3 protein-coding genes are annotated in these 17,056 nt (G+C 41.1%); all 3 read right to left on the reverse strand.

Annotated elements, in window-relative coordinates; translation table 11 throughout:
- Positions 1–8: 8 nt before the first annotated feature.
- The 3 genes from V7K84_RS24850 to V7K84_RS24860 all read right to left on the reverse strand — a co-directional run bounded on the left by V7K84_RS24850 (position 9) and on the right by V7K84_RS24860 (position 17,042).
- The gene (locus V7K84_RS24850; protein WP_334841963.1) at positions 9–5,393 is read right to left on the reverse strand and encodes a trifunctional serine/threonine-protein kinase/ATP-binding protein/sensor histidine kinase; all 5,385 of its coding nucleotides are present in this window, start codon (positions 5,391–5,393) and stop codon (positions 9–11) included.
- Between the two features lie 255 nt (positions 5,394–5,648).
- The gene (locus V7K84_RS24855; RefSeq protein ID WP_334841964.1) at positions 5,649–11,540 is read right to left on the reverse strand and encodes a trifunctional serine/threonine-protein kinase/ATP-binding protein/sensor histidine kinase; all 5,892 of its coding nucleotides are present in this window, start codon (positions 11,538–11,540) and stop codon (positions 5,649–5,651) included.
- A gap of 75 nt (positions 11,541–11,615) precedes the next feature.
- On the reverse strand, positions 11,616–17,042 hold the full coding sequence (locus V7K84_RS24860; protein WP_334841966.1) for a trifunctional serine/threonine-protein kinase/ATP-binding protein/sensor histidine kinase: 5,427 nt from the start codon (positions 17,040–17,042) through the stop codon (positions 11,616–11,618).
- Positions 17,043–17,056: the final 14 nt, after the last annotated feature.

Below are 17,056 nucleotides of genomic sequence, written 5' to 3' on the forward strand. Positions count from 1 at the left end.
ACTAAAAATTATCCCGGAATTTCAATGATAAATTCGGTTCCTTCACCCAAAATCGAGTTAAAACTCAATTTTCCGCCGTGGGTTGATTCGACAATTTGACGAGCGATCGCTAACCCTAAACCCGTCCCTTTACCAACAGCTTTTGTCGTAAATAAATGGTCAAATATTTTTGATTTGACTTGTTCATTCATCCCCTGACCATTATCAGCAATGACAATTTTAACTAGATTATTTTCAACTGAGGTTGTAATTGTAATCCAGTTAGGATGAGCTTGATTTTCTTCAAAACTACGTCCCTGATTAGATTCATCTAATGCATCAATAGCATTTGCTAGAAGGTTCATAAATACCTGATTTAATTGACCAGGAAAACATTCTAATTGAGGTAAATCACCGTAATTTGTGATAACTTCAATGGTAGGACGTTGTTCGTTAGCTTTTAGACGATGTTTAAGAATGAGAATGGTGCTATCAATGCCTTGGTGGATGTTAAATGGCACTTTGTAATCTCGATCGGCACGAGAGAAAGTACGTAAACTGGTGCTGATATTTTTGAGGCGATCGCACGCCATAGACATAGAATCAATCATCTTGGGCAAGTCTGATAAACTATAATCTAAGTCGATTTCCTCAGCATGGTCTGTAATTTCATCTCCGGGCGTAGGAAACTTTTGTTCGTATAGTTTCAAGTGTTCGATAAGATCGGTAAACGTTGGTTTAGCCTGTTTGAGACTAGCAGCAATAAAACCCAAAGGATTATTCATTTCGTGAGCCACCCCGGCGACTAAGTTACCCAATGCAGACATCTTTTCACTTTGCACGATTTGTAATTGAGCGCCCTGGAGTTCTTGTAAAGCTGCTTCTAGCTGTTGAGCATATTCTAGCGATCGCTCATAAAGTCGAGCATTTTCCAAAGAAATCGCAGCTTGAGCGCAAAGTAAGTTGAGCAGTTCGACGCGATCGCTTGTGAACGCCCCCGTTGCTAGATTATTTTCTAGATATAAAATGCCCAGCAACTTCCCTTGATGCAAAATCGGGCTACACAACATACTTTTGGGCTGCTGACGGATGATATAGGGGTCATTGGCTAAGGTGCGATCGGCACTTGCATCAACTATTACAGCAGTTTGCTTGTCATGCTTGACTTTGTAAATCAGTCTGTGGGGAATGTCCTGGCTATCTTCAATGGGAATACGCTGCAAGACAACTGGCTTTGAACCTGTAGTAATTGACCCTTTGATTAACAGGTGCGAGTCTCGCATGAGCATTAACACGCATTTATCAGCCCCCGCATTTTCGGTGACGATCGTCATCAACGATGAAAGTAGATTTTCCAGTTCGATTTCACCGGAAATAGTATGAGAAGCTTTGAGAATAGTAGCTAAATCTAAAGCCAGAGAAACATTAGTACTGGATATGGCCGAACTGCTGGAGGTGACACTACCCAATGTGAACAGAGTTTCGTGAGTGGAGAGAGGAGAACGGGTTTGCTCTAATATAGGTCTAAGTAGTTGCGGATAGCGAGCTTCTAGGTCAGCGACTTTGGCTTTTGCACCCCAACGAGCATAGGCATAGTAGGCTTCAATCATGTAGTTCCCAGCTATGCGCTCTTTGCCCCAATCTAGGTAGAATTTTGCTGCTAGTTCATTAGCAAGTGCTTCTTCTTGGGTATATTCGTTGGCTTTGGCTAGAGTTATCGCCTTGTCGTAAAACTCAATTGCTTCGGCTTTTTGTCCTAACACTCGACATTTTTCTGCCGCTACCAAATCAACCTTATGTTGATAATTCATGGGTGCATGATACGCCCATTGCTGTAACTTTGTTTGGTTTTCTATGACACCCTGCAATGCTTCTGATGTTTCATCTAACTGTGGATTTAATTGTGCCAGAGTTAGCAGAGAATCATAAAGATAAAATACTGGTTCGGTGACTAATCCCGCACCAGCCATAAAATAGCGCCTGACTTCAATAGCATGATTTTTCGCTGGCTCAATTTCTCCAAACAAGAAATAAAGCATTAGTTTATACAAATGGAAAATATACAATCCATATCCATCTTTGGCAGACTGTAGCTGCTGGAGAAATTCTGTTTCTTCAAAGGCTTTTCCAGACAAAAGGGTGGTATGTTCTGCAAGACCTAGCAGATTTAAAACAGGTTGCCAATAAATCCGGCAATAATTTGCGGTTGTCAATTGATTTAATTGCATCAAACTATGGGAGTAGGCGCAAATATCCTGCTCTAAGGTAGCCAGGGGCTGACTGCACCAAAAAGAATTGAGACAAAAAGTGTGCCCATTATATCCAGCAAGTACCAGGTTTCCAAATTCTAGGGCACTGGTGTAACCCTCTTGCAAGAGGGGTAGTGTTTCTTTAATGTGAGATTTGCGGTGTACAATAAATATCCCCAAGATCATCAAAACATCTGTTTTACTTGCTTTGGCATCGAGTTTTGAAATAATCTGGAGCGCCAGGGAACCAAACTGCGATCCTGTATCTATTTGTAAGAAATTGCAGAGAATATTGCCATAGGTTGCATAGCCTAAAGCAGAAGTCGATGTGTTACCGTACTGAATTGATAGTTTAACGGACAAACTATTCAGCAATGGGTACAGCGCAGAGCCAGTGAGGTAAGCGGCTGGGATAATGATATTGACAATTTTAAGAGTACCGAGTTTTTCTGCATCGGTCATTTCAGGCAAGTGAACCAAATCAGCGATTTCCCGATCTCCAATGAGTTCCTCAATCTGTTGGATTTCCTGTTGAATATCTGATAGTGTCGGTGTTTCAGGAAAGGTTGTACCAAGCTGTTGTAAGATTGGTTGGGCGATCGCGATCGCTGATGTCAGTTTACTTTGGGAAATATGAGATTGAATTCTAATGCAGTAAACATTGACTTTTTCAGGTAAGGAGCGTGCCTGTTGAATGACAAGATCAATAAACTGTTCCATCGCCTCAAAGTTACCGTTTAGCATTGCTACTTCCGCAGCTAATTCATATAAGGCGAGGGTCATTTCATACTGCTGCTGCCAAGTATTTTCTGACAACAAAGACAATCCCACTGTCGCATATTCACGCGCTGCTTGATAGGCGGTTGAACTTTTGGCTTTGCGACAGGCAATTAAATTGAGTCCAGCTAATTCTTCTCGTTGAGTTGGTTGGGTAATTAAAGCAGTTCCGTGATTTAATTGATTGACGATTTCAAAAATCCGGTCAACTCTAGCTTGTGCGGAAATCTGTTGTAAAAGCAGTTGTCCGATTTGGTAATGAGTCGTTTGTTTTTGGTCGTCGGGAATTAGGGAATAGGCTGCTTGTTGAACGCGATCGTGCAAAAATTTGTAGGTAACATTTTGAGACTTTTCTGGCGTAACGGCTTGACTTTCTGCCCCTACATAAAATTTATAAACATCACCAATCGGTAAAATCAAACCTTCTTGCAATGCTTTCCATAAATTGGCTGCGGTTTCTACTTCTGAGTGTTCTGAAACAATTGCTAATGTTGCTAGCTCGAACTGATTGCCAATACAAGCGGCTAATTTCAGAATATTCTGGGTTGCTAAGGGTAACTTCTCTAGCTGCAACGCCATAAATTCTACGACATCATCGGTCAAGGCTTGTTGATTAATTTTGGACAGTTCGCATTGCCAACAGCCTAACTCCAAGTTAAATTGAATGAGATTTTCTTCGTGTAGGGCTTTGAGAAATTGGGTGGCAAAAAATGGGTTGCCTTTAGTTTTTTGATAGACTAATTGTGAAAGGGGTAATGCCAAAGTTTCTGTACTTTTTAGGGTATCAGCGACTAATTGATTGATTTGGGATTGACTCAGGGGTGTTAAAGTAATAGTATTAATGACTGCTTGGTTTTTTTGGATTTCACTCAAAGTCAGCATTAATGGATGGGCTGGATTGACTTCGTTATCCCGATAAGCACCAATGATGAAAAGATGACCTGTATCAGCCATTAATAGCTGCATCAACTTTAATGATGCTGAATCAGCCCATTGTAAATCATCTAAAAACATCACTAATGGATGTTCGGCGCTAGTAAAGACTTGGGTGAATTTTTGAAACAATAAATTAAAGCGATTTTGGGCTGCCGTTCCTGATAATTCTACTGCTGGTGGTTGTTCGCCAATGATTTTTTCTAATTCGGGAATGACTTCAATAATTACCTGACCGTTCTCTCCAACAGTTTCTAATATTTGATTTTTCCATTGCTCTAGTTGGACATCACTTTCGGTTAACAATTGCCCCATTAAATCCCGAAATGCTTGTACAAAAGCAGAGAAGGGAATATTGCGTTGAAATTGGTCAAATTTTCCTTTGAGAAAATAACCGCGTTGCCGAACAATTGGTTTATGAACTTCGTTGACAACGGCGGTTTTCCCAATACCCGAAAAACCTGCTACCAGCATCATTTCTGTTCCACCAAGACTGACTCGCTCAAATGCTTGCAGTAAAGTTTCTGCTTCGGTTTCTCGTCCGTAGAGTTTGTCGGGAATGATGAAGCGATCGCAAACATCCCTAAGCCCAATCTCAAAGCCTTTGATTTTACCAGAAACGTGTAGTTGATGTAAACATTTTTCTAAATCAAACTTCAGTCCCAATGCACTTTGATATCTGGATTCGGCATTTTTTGCCATCAATTTCATGACAATATCACAAATAACTTGGGGAATCTCTTCTCTATTGCCTAAAAGTGGTGGAAGTTTAGCAATATGAGAATGTACCAACTCCATCGGATCGTTTGATTCAAATGGTAAAACTCCCGTAAGTAATTCGTAGAATGTCACACCCAAAGAATAGAAATCTGTGCGGTAATCAATCCCCCGATTCATTCTCCCCGTTTGTTCTGGGGAAATATAAGCTAGTGTCCCTTCTAAAACATTAGGATTGACAAGTGTCTGCGTTTCTCGTGGTAGTAAAGATGCAATACTAAAGTCGATTAATTTAACTTGTTTGGTTTCTGGGTTAATTAAAATATTGGCGGGTTTGATATCTTTATGAATAATCCGCTCTCGGTAGAGTACATCTAAGGTATTGCAGAGTGCGATCGCTATTTCTAAAAACTCCTGTAGAGATTGTCCCCTTCCCTTAACTTCCCAATCCTTGAGAGAAATCCCCCCAAAGTCTTCCATCACCAGCGCATAGCCATTTTGGTATGCTTGGAGGCTGTAGGTTTGGACAATCAGGGGAGAGTTGAGATTCTTGGTAATGGTGTATTGATTCCGAAACGACAAGAGTTCGTTAAAATCTGGATATGGATTTTTCAGCAGTTTAATGGCTACAGGTAATGAGTCAGCCTCCTGATACCCTCGATAAACTACGGTTCTCGAACCATTGTAGAGTTCTTCGCTGATCCGATATCCGGGAATACTGACAAGAGTGCTAACCATATATACTGCTAAATCCTTAGATTTCCAGGTTTAGTATTCCCAGATATCTGAAGCGTGTTTAACATTAAATACAAAACTTATCCGAAAAATGGGTCTAAAACCTTGTGCTTCCAGCACGGCTTTAAAGTAATGAGTAAGGAGTAATGAGTAAGGAGTAATGAGTAATGAGTGAATGAAAAACGGTATTTACTCATTACTTATTACTTATTACTCATTACTCCAGTGTTTCCCCGACCGTTCACGGCGGTGAGGATGTCAAACTGGGATTTCAATGATAAATTCAGTACTTAGACCCAGAACCGAGTTAAAACTCAATTTTCCGCTGTGAGTTGATTCGACAATTTGACGAGCGATCGCTAACCCTAATCCTGTTCCTTTCCCGACAGCTTTTGTCGTAAATAAATGGTCAAATATTTTTGATTTGACTTCTTCAGTCATCCCTTTACCATTATCAGCAATGGCAATTTTAACTAGATTATTTTCGACTGAGGTTGTAATTGTAATGCAGTTAGGATGAGCTTTATTTTCTTCAAAAGAGCGTCCCTGATTAGATTCATCTAATGCATCAATAGCATTTGCAAGCAAGTTCATAAATACTTGATTTAATTGACCAGGAAAACATTCTAATTGAGGTAAATCTCCGTAATTTGTGATAACTTCAATTGCGGGACGTTGTTCGTTAGCTTTGAGACGATGTTTGAGAATGAGAATGGTGCTATCAATGCCTTGGTGGATGTTAAATGGTACTTTGTAATCTCGATCGGCACGAGAGAAAGTACGTAAACTGGTGCTAATGTTTTTCAGGCGATCGCACGCCATAGACATAGAATCAATCATCTTGGGCAAGTCTGATAAACTATAATCTAAGTCAATTTCTTCAGCATGGTCAATGATTTCATCATTTTTGTTGGGTAAACTTTCTTGATAAAGCTTTAAGTGTTCAACAATATCGGCGATGGTAGGTTTAGCTTGTTTAAGACTGGCAGCAATAAACCCAAGGGGATTATTCATTTCGTGAGCAACGCCTGCAACTAAGTTACCTAGTGCAGACATTTTTTCACTTTGCACCATTTGTAATTGGGCATTTTGCAGTTCTTGCTCTGCTCGTTTGCGTTCGCGTAGCGCAGCTTGCTGTTCGCTAATATCCAATAATAATCCATCCCAAACTATAGACCCATCGGCAAATTTTTGGATTCGAGCTTCCCCATGAATCCACTTGAGAATACCTGATACTGTGATAATTCGTCCCTCCCAGCGCCAGGGAGTCAGCGTTTGAATTGAATCTGCAATAGAGTCTTGGTGACTTGCAATATCATCTGGATGTATTCTCTCCAAGAGCAACTGCACCGACGCGATCGCTTGCTCTGGAGTAATTTCGTAGAGTTTATAACAGTCTGCACTCATGTAGGGTAGAGACATTGCACCATCAGCAGATATGCAGTATTGATAAACAACGCCAGGAACATTATCTACCAATTTCTCAAAGCGAGAGTTACTCGCACTCAATTCGGCAAATGACTCCTCTAGCTGTTGGGCATAGTTCTGCGATCGCTCATAGAGTTGGGCATTTTCCAGAGAAATTGCTGCTTGAGTGCAAAGTAAGTTGAGCAGTTCAACGCGATCGCTGGTAAACGCTCCCGTTGCCAAATTATTTTCTAGATATAAAATGCCCCGCAACTTCCCTTGATGTAAAATCGGGCTACACAAGATACTATGAGGCTGCTGACGAATGATATACGGGTCATTGGCTAAAGTCGGATCGGCCGTCGCATCCAGTAGCACAGCAGTCTGTCTGTTGTTCTTGACTTTGTAAATCAGCTTTAGGGGAATATCTTGACTCTCCTCAACCAGAAGGCGCTGCAACACTATCGGCTCCGAACCCTGAATAATTGACCCTTCGATCAGCAGGCGTTCGTCTCGCAAGAGCATTAGCAGGCATTTATCAGCCCCCGCATTTTCGATGACGATCGCAAGCAACGATGAGAGCAGTTTTTCGAGTTCGATTTCACCGGAGATACTTTGGGAAGCCTTGAGAATAGCAGCTAAATCGAGAGAATCGGAGATGCTGGAGGAAGAACTAGAAGAACTAGAAGAACTAGTGGAGGTGACTGTTCCTAATGCGAAGACGGTTTCGTTAACTGAGAAAGGAGTGCGAGTTTGTTGGAGAATAGGAGTCAGGAGTTGGGGATAGCGTCTTTCCAAGTCAGCGACTTTGGCTTTTGCACCCCAACGAGCATAGCCATAGTAAGCCTTCATCATGTATGCCTGGGCAATCTCCTGTTTATCCCAGTCGAGGTAAAATTTTGCGGCTAGTTCATTAGCCAGCGCTTCTTCCTGAATATAATCATTTTCTTTGGCTCCAATGATGGCGCGATCGTAATGTTCAATTGCTTCGGCTTTATTGCCCAAAACCCGATGTTTTTCTGCCTCAACTAAATGCCATTTATGCAGATGATTCATCGGGGCATTTTGCGCCCACTGTTGCAAAGTGGTTTGATGGGTTTGGGCTAAAGACAAAAATTCGCCTTGCTCTGACTCTGGGTGTGTGGACAAGAGTGCCAAATGCGTCAGGGCTGCATAGAAATGAAAAATGGGAATAAAAATCATCCCTGATACTGCCATTAAATACTGTTTCGCTTGGGCGTTATAGTCTAGGGCAGCCGTGTAGTTACCAAAAAAGTAGGCAAGCATCAGTTTGTAAGTGTAAGCAATAGCGATCGCTGTGAGATCGTTGTCCTGATGGTGCTTAGAAAGCATCACCGTTTCATCGTAGGCGCTGCCAATTAAGCAATCCGACAGAATACGGCCTTCCCTCAAGTTCTGCACAGTCTGCTGCATCATATCCAAAAAAGTCTGGGCAGAATGTTGTTTTACCTGCACTAAGACAACCCTGTAAGTTGCTATTTCGGGTTCCCAAATGTCCAGTTCTACCCCAGCAAAAAGTTTGGCCATGAGGTAATCGAAGCAGTTGTAGCCAGCGTTGAGAAAATCACCAGTTTCTATACCAGTTGCATAGCCATCTTTCAGCGTCAACATCGTTGCTTTGAGAGATTCCTGATGATGTTGAACCCAAGCCGCAAACAGAAGTAGAACTTTAGACTTGAATTCCCCGACATTAAATTGATCCAGCAAGTTGATTGCCAATCGCCCAAAGCTATACCCTGTTTTCACTTCTCCCAAAAAGGCACACAACACCATACTGTGAATCGCATACCCCACCGTTGATCCTGGTGCATTGCCAAACTCAAGTGATAAACTCACCATCGTCGCGCTCAGTATGGGCATTAATCCGGGCATTGCCTGTAGAATCGGTGAAAATAATATTCCTAACAGTTGCATAGCTGCCTGAGTCTGGCGATCGCTCATTACAGGGAGATTCACTAATTCCTCAATCTCTCTATCACCCTGAAGACTAGCTACGGTTTGTAGGGCTTTAGTAATTTTGGCTTCGTCAGGTGCAGTGGGGAGTTCAACCCCTAATTGAAAGAGTGCATCTCTTGCGACTGCAATGGCTTCTAATATCTTGCTCTGGGCTGTCTGGGCAACGATTTGAATTTTGTAAATTTTGATTTTGTCTAAAATCGTCTCAGCTTCTTGTAACACCAGTGCTGCTATTTTTTCCATACCATCAAAATCAGCATTCAAATAAGCAGCTTCGGTAGCAGCAACATGGAGATTCAGAGTCAATTCATATTGATCTTGCCAGCAGTTGGCTGTCAGTATTTCAATCCCTGTTTGCAAATAAACTCTTGCCGCAGTATAAGCTGTAGAATTTATCGCCTTCACTCCAGCTTTGAAGTTAAGTTGGGCTAATTCTTCCCGTTCTTGTGGTTGAGCGATCAGCTCAATTCCTTGGTTTAAATGCAGGGCAATATCAAACAGTTTTTCTTCCAGTTCTACTTCCGAGGAACTGTGCAGTAGTAATTTTCCAATTTTGAGGTGAGTTGCTTGTTTTTGCTCATCGGGAATCAGGGAATAGGCAGCTTGCTGTACTCGGTCATGTAAGAATCTATATGAAGCTGTCCTTTGTCCTATGTCATTTGTCATTTGTTTGTTATTTTCTAATGACCAATGACTAATACTTCGACTACGCTCAGTACAAGTGACTAATGACGAATTTTGATAAAACTTATAAACATCACTAATCGGTAAAATCAACCCTTCTTGCAACGCTTTCCACAAATCTGAAGCCGTTTCGATTGGGGATTGTTCAGAAACAATTGCCAAAGTTTCTAAATCAAAAGAGTTGCCAATACAAGCAGCTAACTGTAATATCTGTTGAGTTGATTCTGGTAGTTTTCGCAATTGAAAACTCATAAAAGCCACAACATCATCTGTAACCGCTTGCTGATTTACTTGTACGATGTCACATTGCCACCCCCCTGCCTGGTAAGGGGGGATTGGAGGGGTAAATTCAATTAGCCTATCTTGATGCAATGCTTTGAGAAACTGGGTTGCAAAAAACGGATTACCTTGAGTTTTTTGAGAGACTAATTGAGAAAGAGGCGATGCCAAACTTTCTGTACATTTAAGTGTATCGGCAACTAATTGATTCAGTATGACTTGATTCAGTGGTGCTAAAGTAATCGTATTAATCGTTGCTTGATTTTTTTGAATCTCACTCAAAGTCAACATTAATGGGTGTGCTGGCTTGACTTCGTTATCACGGTACGCACCAATTAATAAAAGATGCTTTGTCTCAGCCATCAATAGCTGCATCAACTTCAGCGATGCTGAATCTGCCCATTGCAAATCATCTAAAAACATCACTAAGGGATGTTCAGCACTGGTAAAAACTTGGATAAATTTTTGAAACAATAAATTAAATCTATTTTCTGCCGCCATTCCTGATAATTCTATGGCGGCTGGTTGTTCGCCAATAATTCTTGATAATTCGGGGATAACTTCAATAATTACTTGTCCATTTTCTCCAACTGCCTCTAATATTTGGTTTCTCCATTGCTGGATTTGGATATCACTTTCAGTTAATAATTGTCCAATTAAATCTCGGAATGCTTGCACAAATGCACTGAAGGGAATATTCCGTTGAAATTGGTCGTATTTCCCTTTGATAAAATAACCGCGTTGTCGCACAATTGGTTTATGAACTTCGTTGACAACCGCAGTTTTCCCAATTCCCGAAAACCCAGCTACCAGCATCATTTCTGTTGCACCAAGGCTGACTCTTTCAAAGGCTTCTAGTAGAGTTGATACCTCGGTTTCTCGTCCATAGAGTTTATCGGGGATGATGAAGCGATCGCACACATCCCTACTCGCAATTTCAAAATCCCAAATTATACCAGTCTCTTGAAGTTGATGTAAACAATTTTCTAAATCAAATTTCAAACCCAAAGCACTTTGATATCTGTCTTCAGCATTTTTTGCCATCAATTTCATGACGATATCACAAAATACTTGGGGAATCTCTTCTCTATTGCCTAAAAGTGGTGGTTGTTTAGCAATATGAGAATGCACCAACTCCATTGGATCGTTTGACGCAAAAGGTAACTTTCCTGTAAGTAATTCGTAGAAAGTCACACCTAAAGAATAAAAATCAGTCCGGTAGTCAATCCCCCGATTCATTCTTCCTGTTTGTTCTGGGGAAATATAAGCTAGTGTCCCTTCTAAGACGTTGAGATTGATTAATGTTTGCGTTTCTCGTGGTAGTAAAGATGCAATACTAAAATCGATTAATTTAACTTGTTTTGTTTCGGGATTAATTAAAATATTGGCAGGTTTAATATCTTTATGAATAATTCGCTCCCGATACAATATATCTAAGGTATTGCACAGTGCGATCGCTATTTCTAAAAATTCCTTTATAGATATAGATTGTTGGGTTTTCCTCACTCTCCAATCATTGAGAGAAATCCCCTCAAAGTCTTCCATTACCAGCGCATAGCCATTTTGGTAGGCTTGGAGGCTGTAGGTTTGAACAATCAGAGGAGAGTTGAGATTTTTGGTAATCGTGTACTGATTGCGAAATGACAATAGTTCGCTGAAACTTGGATAAGGATTTTTCAGCAGTTTAATTACTACAGGTAATGAGTCAGTCTCTCGATAGCCTCGATAAACTACGGTTCTGGAACCATTGTAGAGTAAATCATAGATGCGATATCCGGGAATATTGATAAGAGTGTTAACCATACTGTACTCATCCTAATGATTTACAGATATAGTGTTCCCAGATATATCAAGTTATTTATTAACAAGAGCAAAACTTTACACCGGAATTTCAATGATAAATTCTGCACCCTGTCCTGGTGCAGAAATGCAGCTTAACTGACCCCCATGTTTTTCGACCACAATCGAATAGCTAGTTGATAATCCCAAACCTGTACCACTACCTACTGATTTCGTCGTAAAAAATGGATTAAATATCTTATTTTGTACAGACTTGCTCATCCCTATACCGTTGTCTGCAATGCGAATTAATATGTTTGATTTTTTTAATTCCGTCTGAATTGTAATAGTCGGTTGGAAATCGGTATCTGATACTTCTAAAGCATCAATGGCATTGTTGATAATATTCATAAATACCTGATTCAGAGCCGATGCATAACAATTAACTAAAGGTAATTGCTCGTATTCTTTCACGAGCGAAATCTCTGCATGTTTACTATTATTCTGAAGTCGATGCTGCAAAATTAACAGCGTACTCTCAATCCCAGAGTGAATGTCTACTGGTTTGATTTCTGATTCATCCAAGCGGGAAAAATTCCGCAGTGACAGCACAATCTGACGGATACGATCTGCTCCAATTCTCATCGATGAAAGAAGTTTTTGTAAATCATTTACTAGAAATTCTAGTTCAATATCTGCAACTTTTTCGGCAATCTCTGGCAATGGTTGCGGATAAAGTTTTTGATATAAATTATTTAATTCAATTAAAGATGCAACATATTCACTGGCTGGTTGTAAGTTGCCATAGATAAAATTAATTGGATTATTAATTTCATGAGCTATTCCAGCAACTAGCTGTCCCAAACCGGACATTTTTTCTGATTGAATGAGTTGGGCTTGAGTCGAGTAAAGTTTTTCCAGGGTTGCTTCTAGCTGAGTTGCTTTTTCTGTTATTTCCTGGGTGCGTTCTTCTACTTTTTGCTCCAAATTATGGGAATAGTTCTCTAATTTATGATATAGTTGGGCGTTTTCTAGAGAAATAGCTACTTGAGTAGTGAGAAGTTTGATAACCTGTAGGCGATCGCTAGTAAAGGCTCCCACCGTTAGGTTATTTTCCAGGTACAAAATGCCAATCAGCTTGCCTTGGTTGAGAATTGGCGCACAGAGAATACTCTTAGGTGAATGGCGAATAATATAAGGGTCAGCCGCAAGGGTTGGCTCAACTACTGCATTCTCAATTACAGTCAAGGTGAGGGTATTTTTCACCCGATTGATTAGGGCAACAGGTACTGTTTGACGATCTTCAATGGGTAGCGATCGCAAGATAATGCTAGGCTGTTCCAATTGGGATAATGCCTCAATTACCCAGCATGAACCTTTTGGCATCAGCAACGCACATTTATCCGCTCCCGCACTTTCCAGTATCACCTCAAGTAGGGTTGAGAGTAATTTCTCCAACTCAATTTCACTCGACAGAGATTGAGAAGCTTTGAGAATGGTCGCCAGATCGAGGGCTTCTGAGAAGCTAGTATTACCGAAAGTGGAACTTTGGACGGTGTGAGAGGAGATAGAAATAATCGTTTCCGTACATGTGAAAGATGATTGTTGTTTTTGCCAAATTGTGGCGAGTAGTTGAGGATAGCGGGTTTCTAAATCAACAACTTTAGCTTTTGCTCCCCAACGGGTGTAACAATAATAAGCTTCAGTCATATAGGTTTGAGCGATTTTTTCTTTGCCCCAATCCAGATAGAATTTAGCGGCTAGTTCATTGGCTAAAGCTTCTTCGTTGGGGTATTGATTTTCTTTGGCGGTGGCGATGGCGCGATCGTACTGCTCCATTGCTTCCAATTTGTTACCGAAAACTCGACACTTTTCGGCCTCCACGAGATGCCATTTATGCTTATGATTCATCGGGGCATTGTGCGCCCACTGGTGCAGAATAGTTTCATAGGTTTTAAACTCGGCGAGAATTGCAGAAAGCTCAATTTCTGAGTTTGTGGGAACAAGTGCCAAGTACGTCAGGGCTGCATAGAAATGGAAAGTGGGAATATGCACCATTCCCGATGCTGCCATCAAATAGGGCTTGCCTTGGGTGATATAGTCGAGGGCAGCCTGATAATTGCCAAAGTAGTAGGCAAGCAGCAGTTTGTAAGTAGAAACAAAGGCGATCATTGTGAGATTCTTATCCTTGTGGTGCTTAGGAATCATCACCGTTTCATCGTAGGCAGTGCCTATTAAGCAATAGGGCTGGCTCACCGTTTCTCTGAACTGCTGCACTGTTTGCCGCACCATGCCCAAAATAATCCGCGCTGAATCTTGTTTCAATTGAGCCAGGGCAGCACTGTAACCAGTCAATTCCGGTGCCAACGCGTCCAGGTCTACACCTGCAAAAAGCGCAACATAGGCGTAATTTGCTATGCCGTAGCCAGCAAAGAGAAAATCACCTGTTTCCATACCAATGATGTAACCATCTTTCATGGTTGGTAGCGTTGCCAAGAATGATTGCTGGTGATGCTGAATAAAATTCCCAAACAGGTTGAGAGTGCTGCATTTCATGGACTGAGCATTCAACCTCTCCAGTAAGGAGAGTGATAATTTACCAAACTCGTAGCCTGTTTCGACTTCACCCAGAAAAGAACATAGCACCAGGCCATGCATCACATAGCCGACTGTCGAGGCTTTGTCATTGCCAAACTGGAGTGACAACCGTACCATCGTCGCGCTCAACAGGGGCAGTAAACCTGGCATTCCCTGGAACACAGGTGCAACCAACATTCTTAACAATTGCATCGCGGCTTGGGCTGTGCGATCGCTCATCACGGGCAGATCGATCAACCCAGCAATCTCTCTGCCATTTAGTTGCTGGTTAAGTTCCTGTAAGGCTTTGTCAATCAAAGCTTCGTCTACTTTCGTCGGGAAATCCACCCCAAATTCTGCTAGAGCCTCTGTTCCCACTGCCAGCGCCGTTGATATTTGGATCTGAGCCGTCTGTGCCACGATTTGAATTTCATAGATTTTCACTTTGTCGAAAATAGTCTGTGCTTGTCGCAATACCACTGCGGCTAGCTGTTCCATACCCTCAAAGTCACCATTCAAATAAGCAACTTCCGCAGCCGTCACATACAGATTCAGAGTTAGTTCATATTGATGTTGCCAACAATCGACCTCTAGTAAATCAATTCCAGTTTGTAGATACACTTTGGCAGCAGTGTATGCAGTTGAACTTCTGGCTTTACTGCCAGCTTTGAAGTTAAGTTGTGCTAAGGCTACTCGTTCCTGTTGTTGATTAATTAATTCAATTCCTAAATTTAAATGAAGGGCAATATCAAACAGTTTTTCTTCTCGTTCTATTTCTGAAAAGTTTTGCTGAAGTAACTGGCCAATTTTGAGATGGGTTGCTTTTTTTTGGTCATCGGGAATTAGGGAATAAGCTGCTTGTTGAACTCGGTCATGCAAAAATCGATAAATCGGATTAGCTGCGGCATTAGAAACTGACTCACTCTCAGATTGAATAAAGAATTTATAGATTTCCGTATTCGGAATAATCAGCCCTTCTTGCAACGCTTTCCATAAATCAGCCGCCGTTGTTTCTAGGGATTGTTCTGAAACAATCGCCAATGTATTCAAATCAAACTGCGCTCCAATACAAGCTGCCAGTTTGAGAACATTCTGAGTCTGGTTTGGCAACTTCTGCAATTGCAGTGCCATAAACTCCACCACATCATTAGTAATTGCTAAGGCTCTGACTTGGGCAATATTACACTGCCAATGACAGGATTCTAAGTCAAAGGTAATTAGACGATCGTCATTTAATGCCTTGAGAAACTGGGTAGCAAAGAAAGGATTACCATGAGTTTTTTGATAGACTAATTTTGTCAAAGGTTGGGCTAGCAATAATTTGCAATTCAGCGTATCTGCCACCAACTGATTCATATCTGGTTCGCTTAACGGTTGCAAAACAATCGTATTGACCACTGCCCCAGTTTTGACGATTTCATCTACAGTGAGGATGAATGGATGAACCGGTGAGACTTCATTATCCCGATATGCACCCAATATTAATAAATGTCCTGTTTCTGACATCAATAATTGCAGCAATTTCAGCGATGCGGAATCTGCCCATTGCAAATCATCTAAAAACATCACTAAAGGATGTTCAACACTTGTGAAGATTTGCACAAATTTCTGCATCAGCAGATTAAAGCGGGTTTCGGCAGCACTCCCTGATAGTTCTATAGCTGGAGGTTGAGTACCAACAATGCGTTCTAGTTCTGGAATTACGTCAATCAAGACTTGTCCATTGTCGCCAACGGCTTCGAGAATCTTGATTTTCCAGGCTTGTAGTTGTGCATCTGATTCTGAAAGCAATTGCCCCATTAAATCTCGGAATGCTTGCACAAATGCCGAGAAGGGAATATTGCGCTGAAATTGGTCATATTTCCCTTTAATAAAATAACCGCGTTGCCGGACAATGGGTTTATGAACTTCATTGACAACGGCAGTTTTCCCAATCCCAGAAAAACCTGCTACCAACATCATTTCTGTTGTCCCCAAGCTAACTTTTTCAAATGCTTTGAGGAGGGTTAATACTTCGGTTTCTCTGCCGTAGAGTTTTTCGGGAATGAGGAAGCGATCGCTAATATCTCGCTCTCCTAATGTAAAATATTCAATGTTTCCGGTGGCTTGTAATTGACTTAGACAAATTTCTAAATCATGCTTGATTCCCAAGGCACTCTGATAACGCTCTTCGGCATTCTTCGCCATTAACTTACTGACGATTTCAGATAAAACTAAGGGAATATTGGGATTGCGATCGTGTACGGCAATGGGATTTTTGGCAAGATGACAATGCACCAATTCCATCGGATCGTCTGAAACAAATGGTAATTTTCCTGTGAGTAATTCATAAAATGTGACACCTAATGAGTAGAAGTCACTGCGATAGTCAATTCCCCGGTTCATCCTTCCAGTTTGCTCTGGCGAAAGATAAGCAAGTGTGCCTTCTAGAGCGTTGGCATTTTGAATTTCTTGGGTTTCTCTTGGTAGCAAAGATGCAATACTGAAGTCAATTAATTTAACTTGTTTGGTTTCGGGATTAATTAAAATATTACTGGGTTTAATATCTTTATGAATAATGCGATGACGAATGACAATATCTAATGTGTTACACAGAGATATAGCAGAGAGCAAAAATTCCTTTAGAGACGTTATATGTAACCTCTCTACCTTGGCAAAATCCTTAAGGGATATACCGCCAAAATCTTCCATCACCAGCGCATAGCCATTTTGGTATGGTTCTAGGCTATAAGTTTGAATAATTCCCGGATGGTTAAGATTTTTGGCGATGGTGTATTGATTGCGAAACGACAAGAGTTCGCCCAAACTCGGATAAGGATTTTTTAGCAGTTTAATTACTACAGGTAATGAGTCAGTTTCTCGATACCCTCGATAAACCAGGGTTCTGGAACCATTGTAGAGTAAATCATAGATGCGATATCCGGGAATACTGACTAAAGTCCTAACCATGCTGCTAAATCCTG

Source organism: Nostoc sp. (assembly GCF_036917315.1).
GTDB lineage: Bacteria > Cyanobacteriota > Cyanobacteriia > Cyanobacteriales > Nostocaceae > Nostoc.

Excerpts from the sequence above, each read along its gene's own strand:
- V7K84_RS24860 (WP_334841966.1), bottom strand. The coding sequence starts at position 17,042 with ATGGTTAGGACTTTAGTCAGTATTCCCGGATATCGCATCTATGATTTA.
- V7K84_RS24850 (WP_334841963.1), bottom strand. The coding sequence starts at position 5,393 with ATGGTTAGCACTCTTGTCAGTATTCCCGGATATCGGATCAGCGAAGAA.
- V7K84_RS24855 (WP_334841964.1), bottom strand. The coding sequence starts at position 11,540 with ATGGTTAACACTCTTATCAATATTCCCGGATATCGCATCTATGATTTA.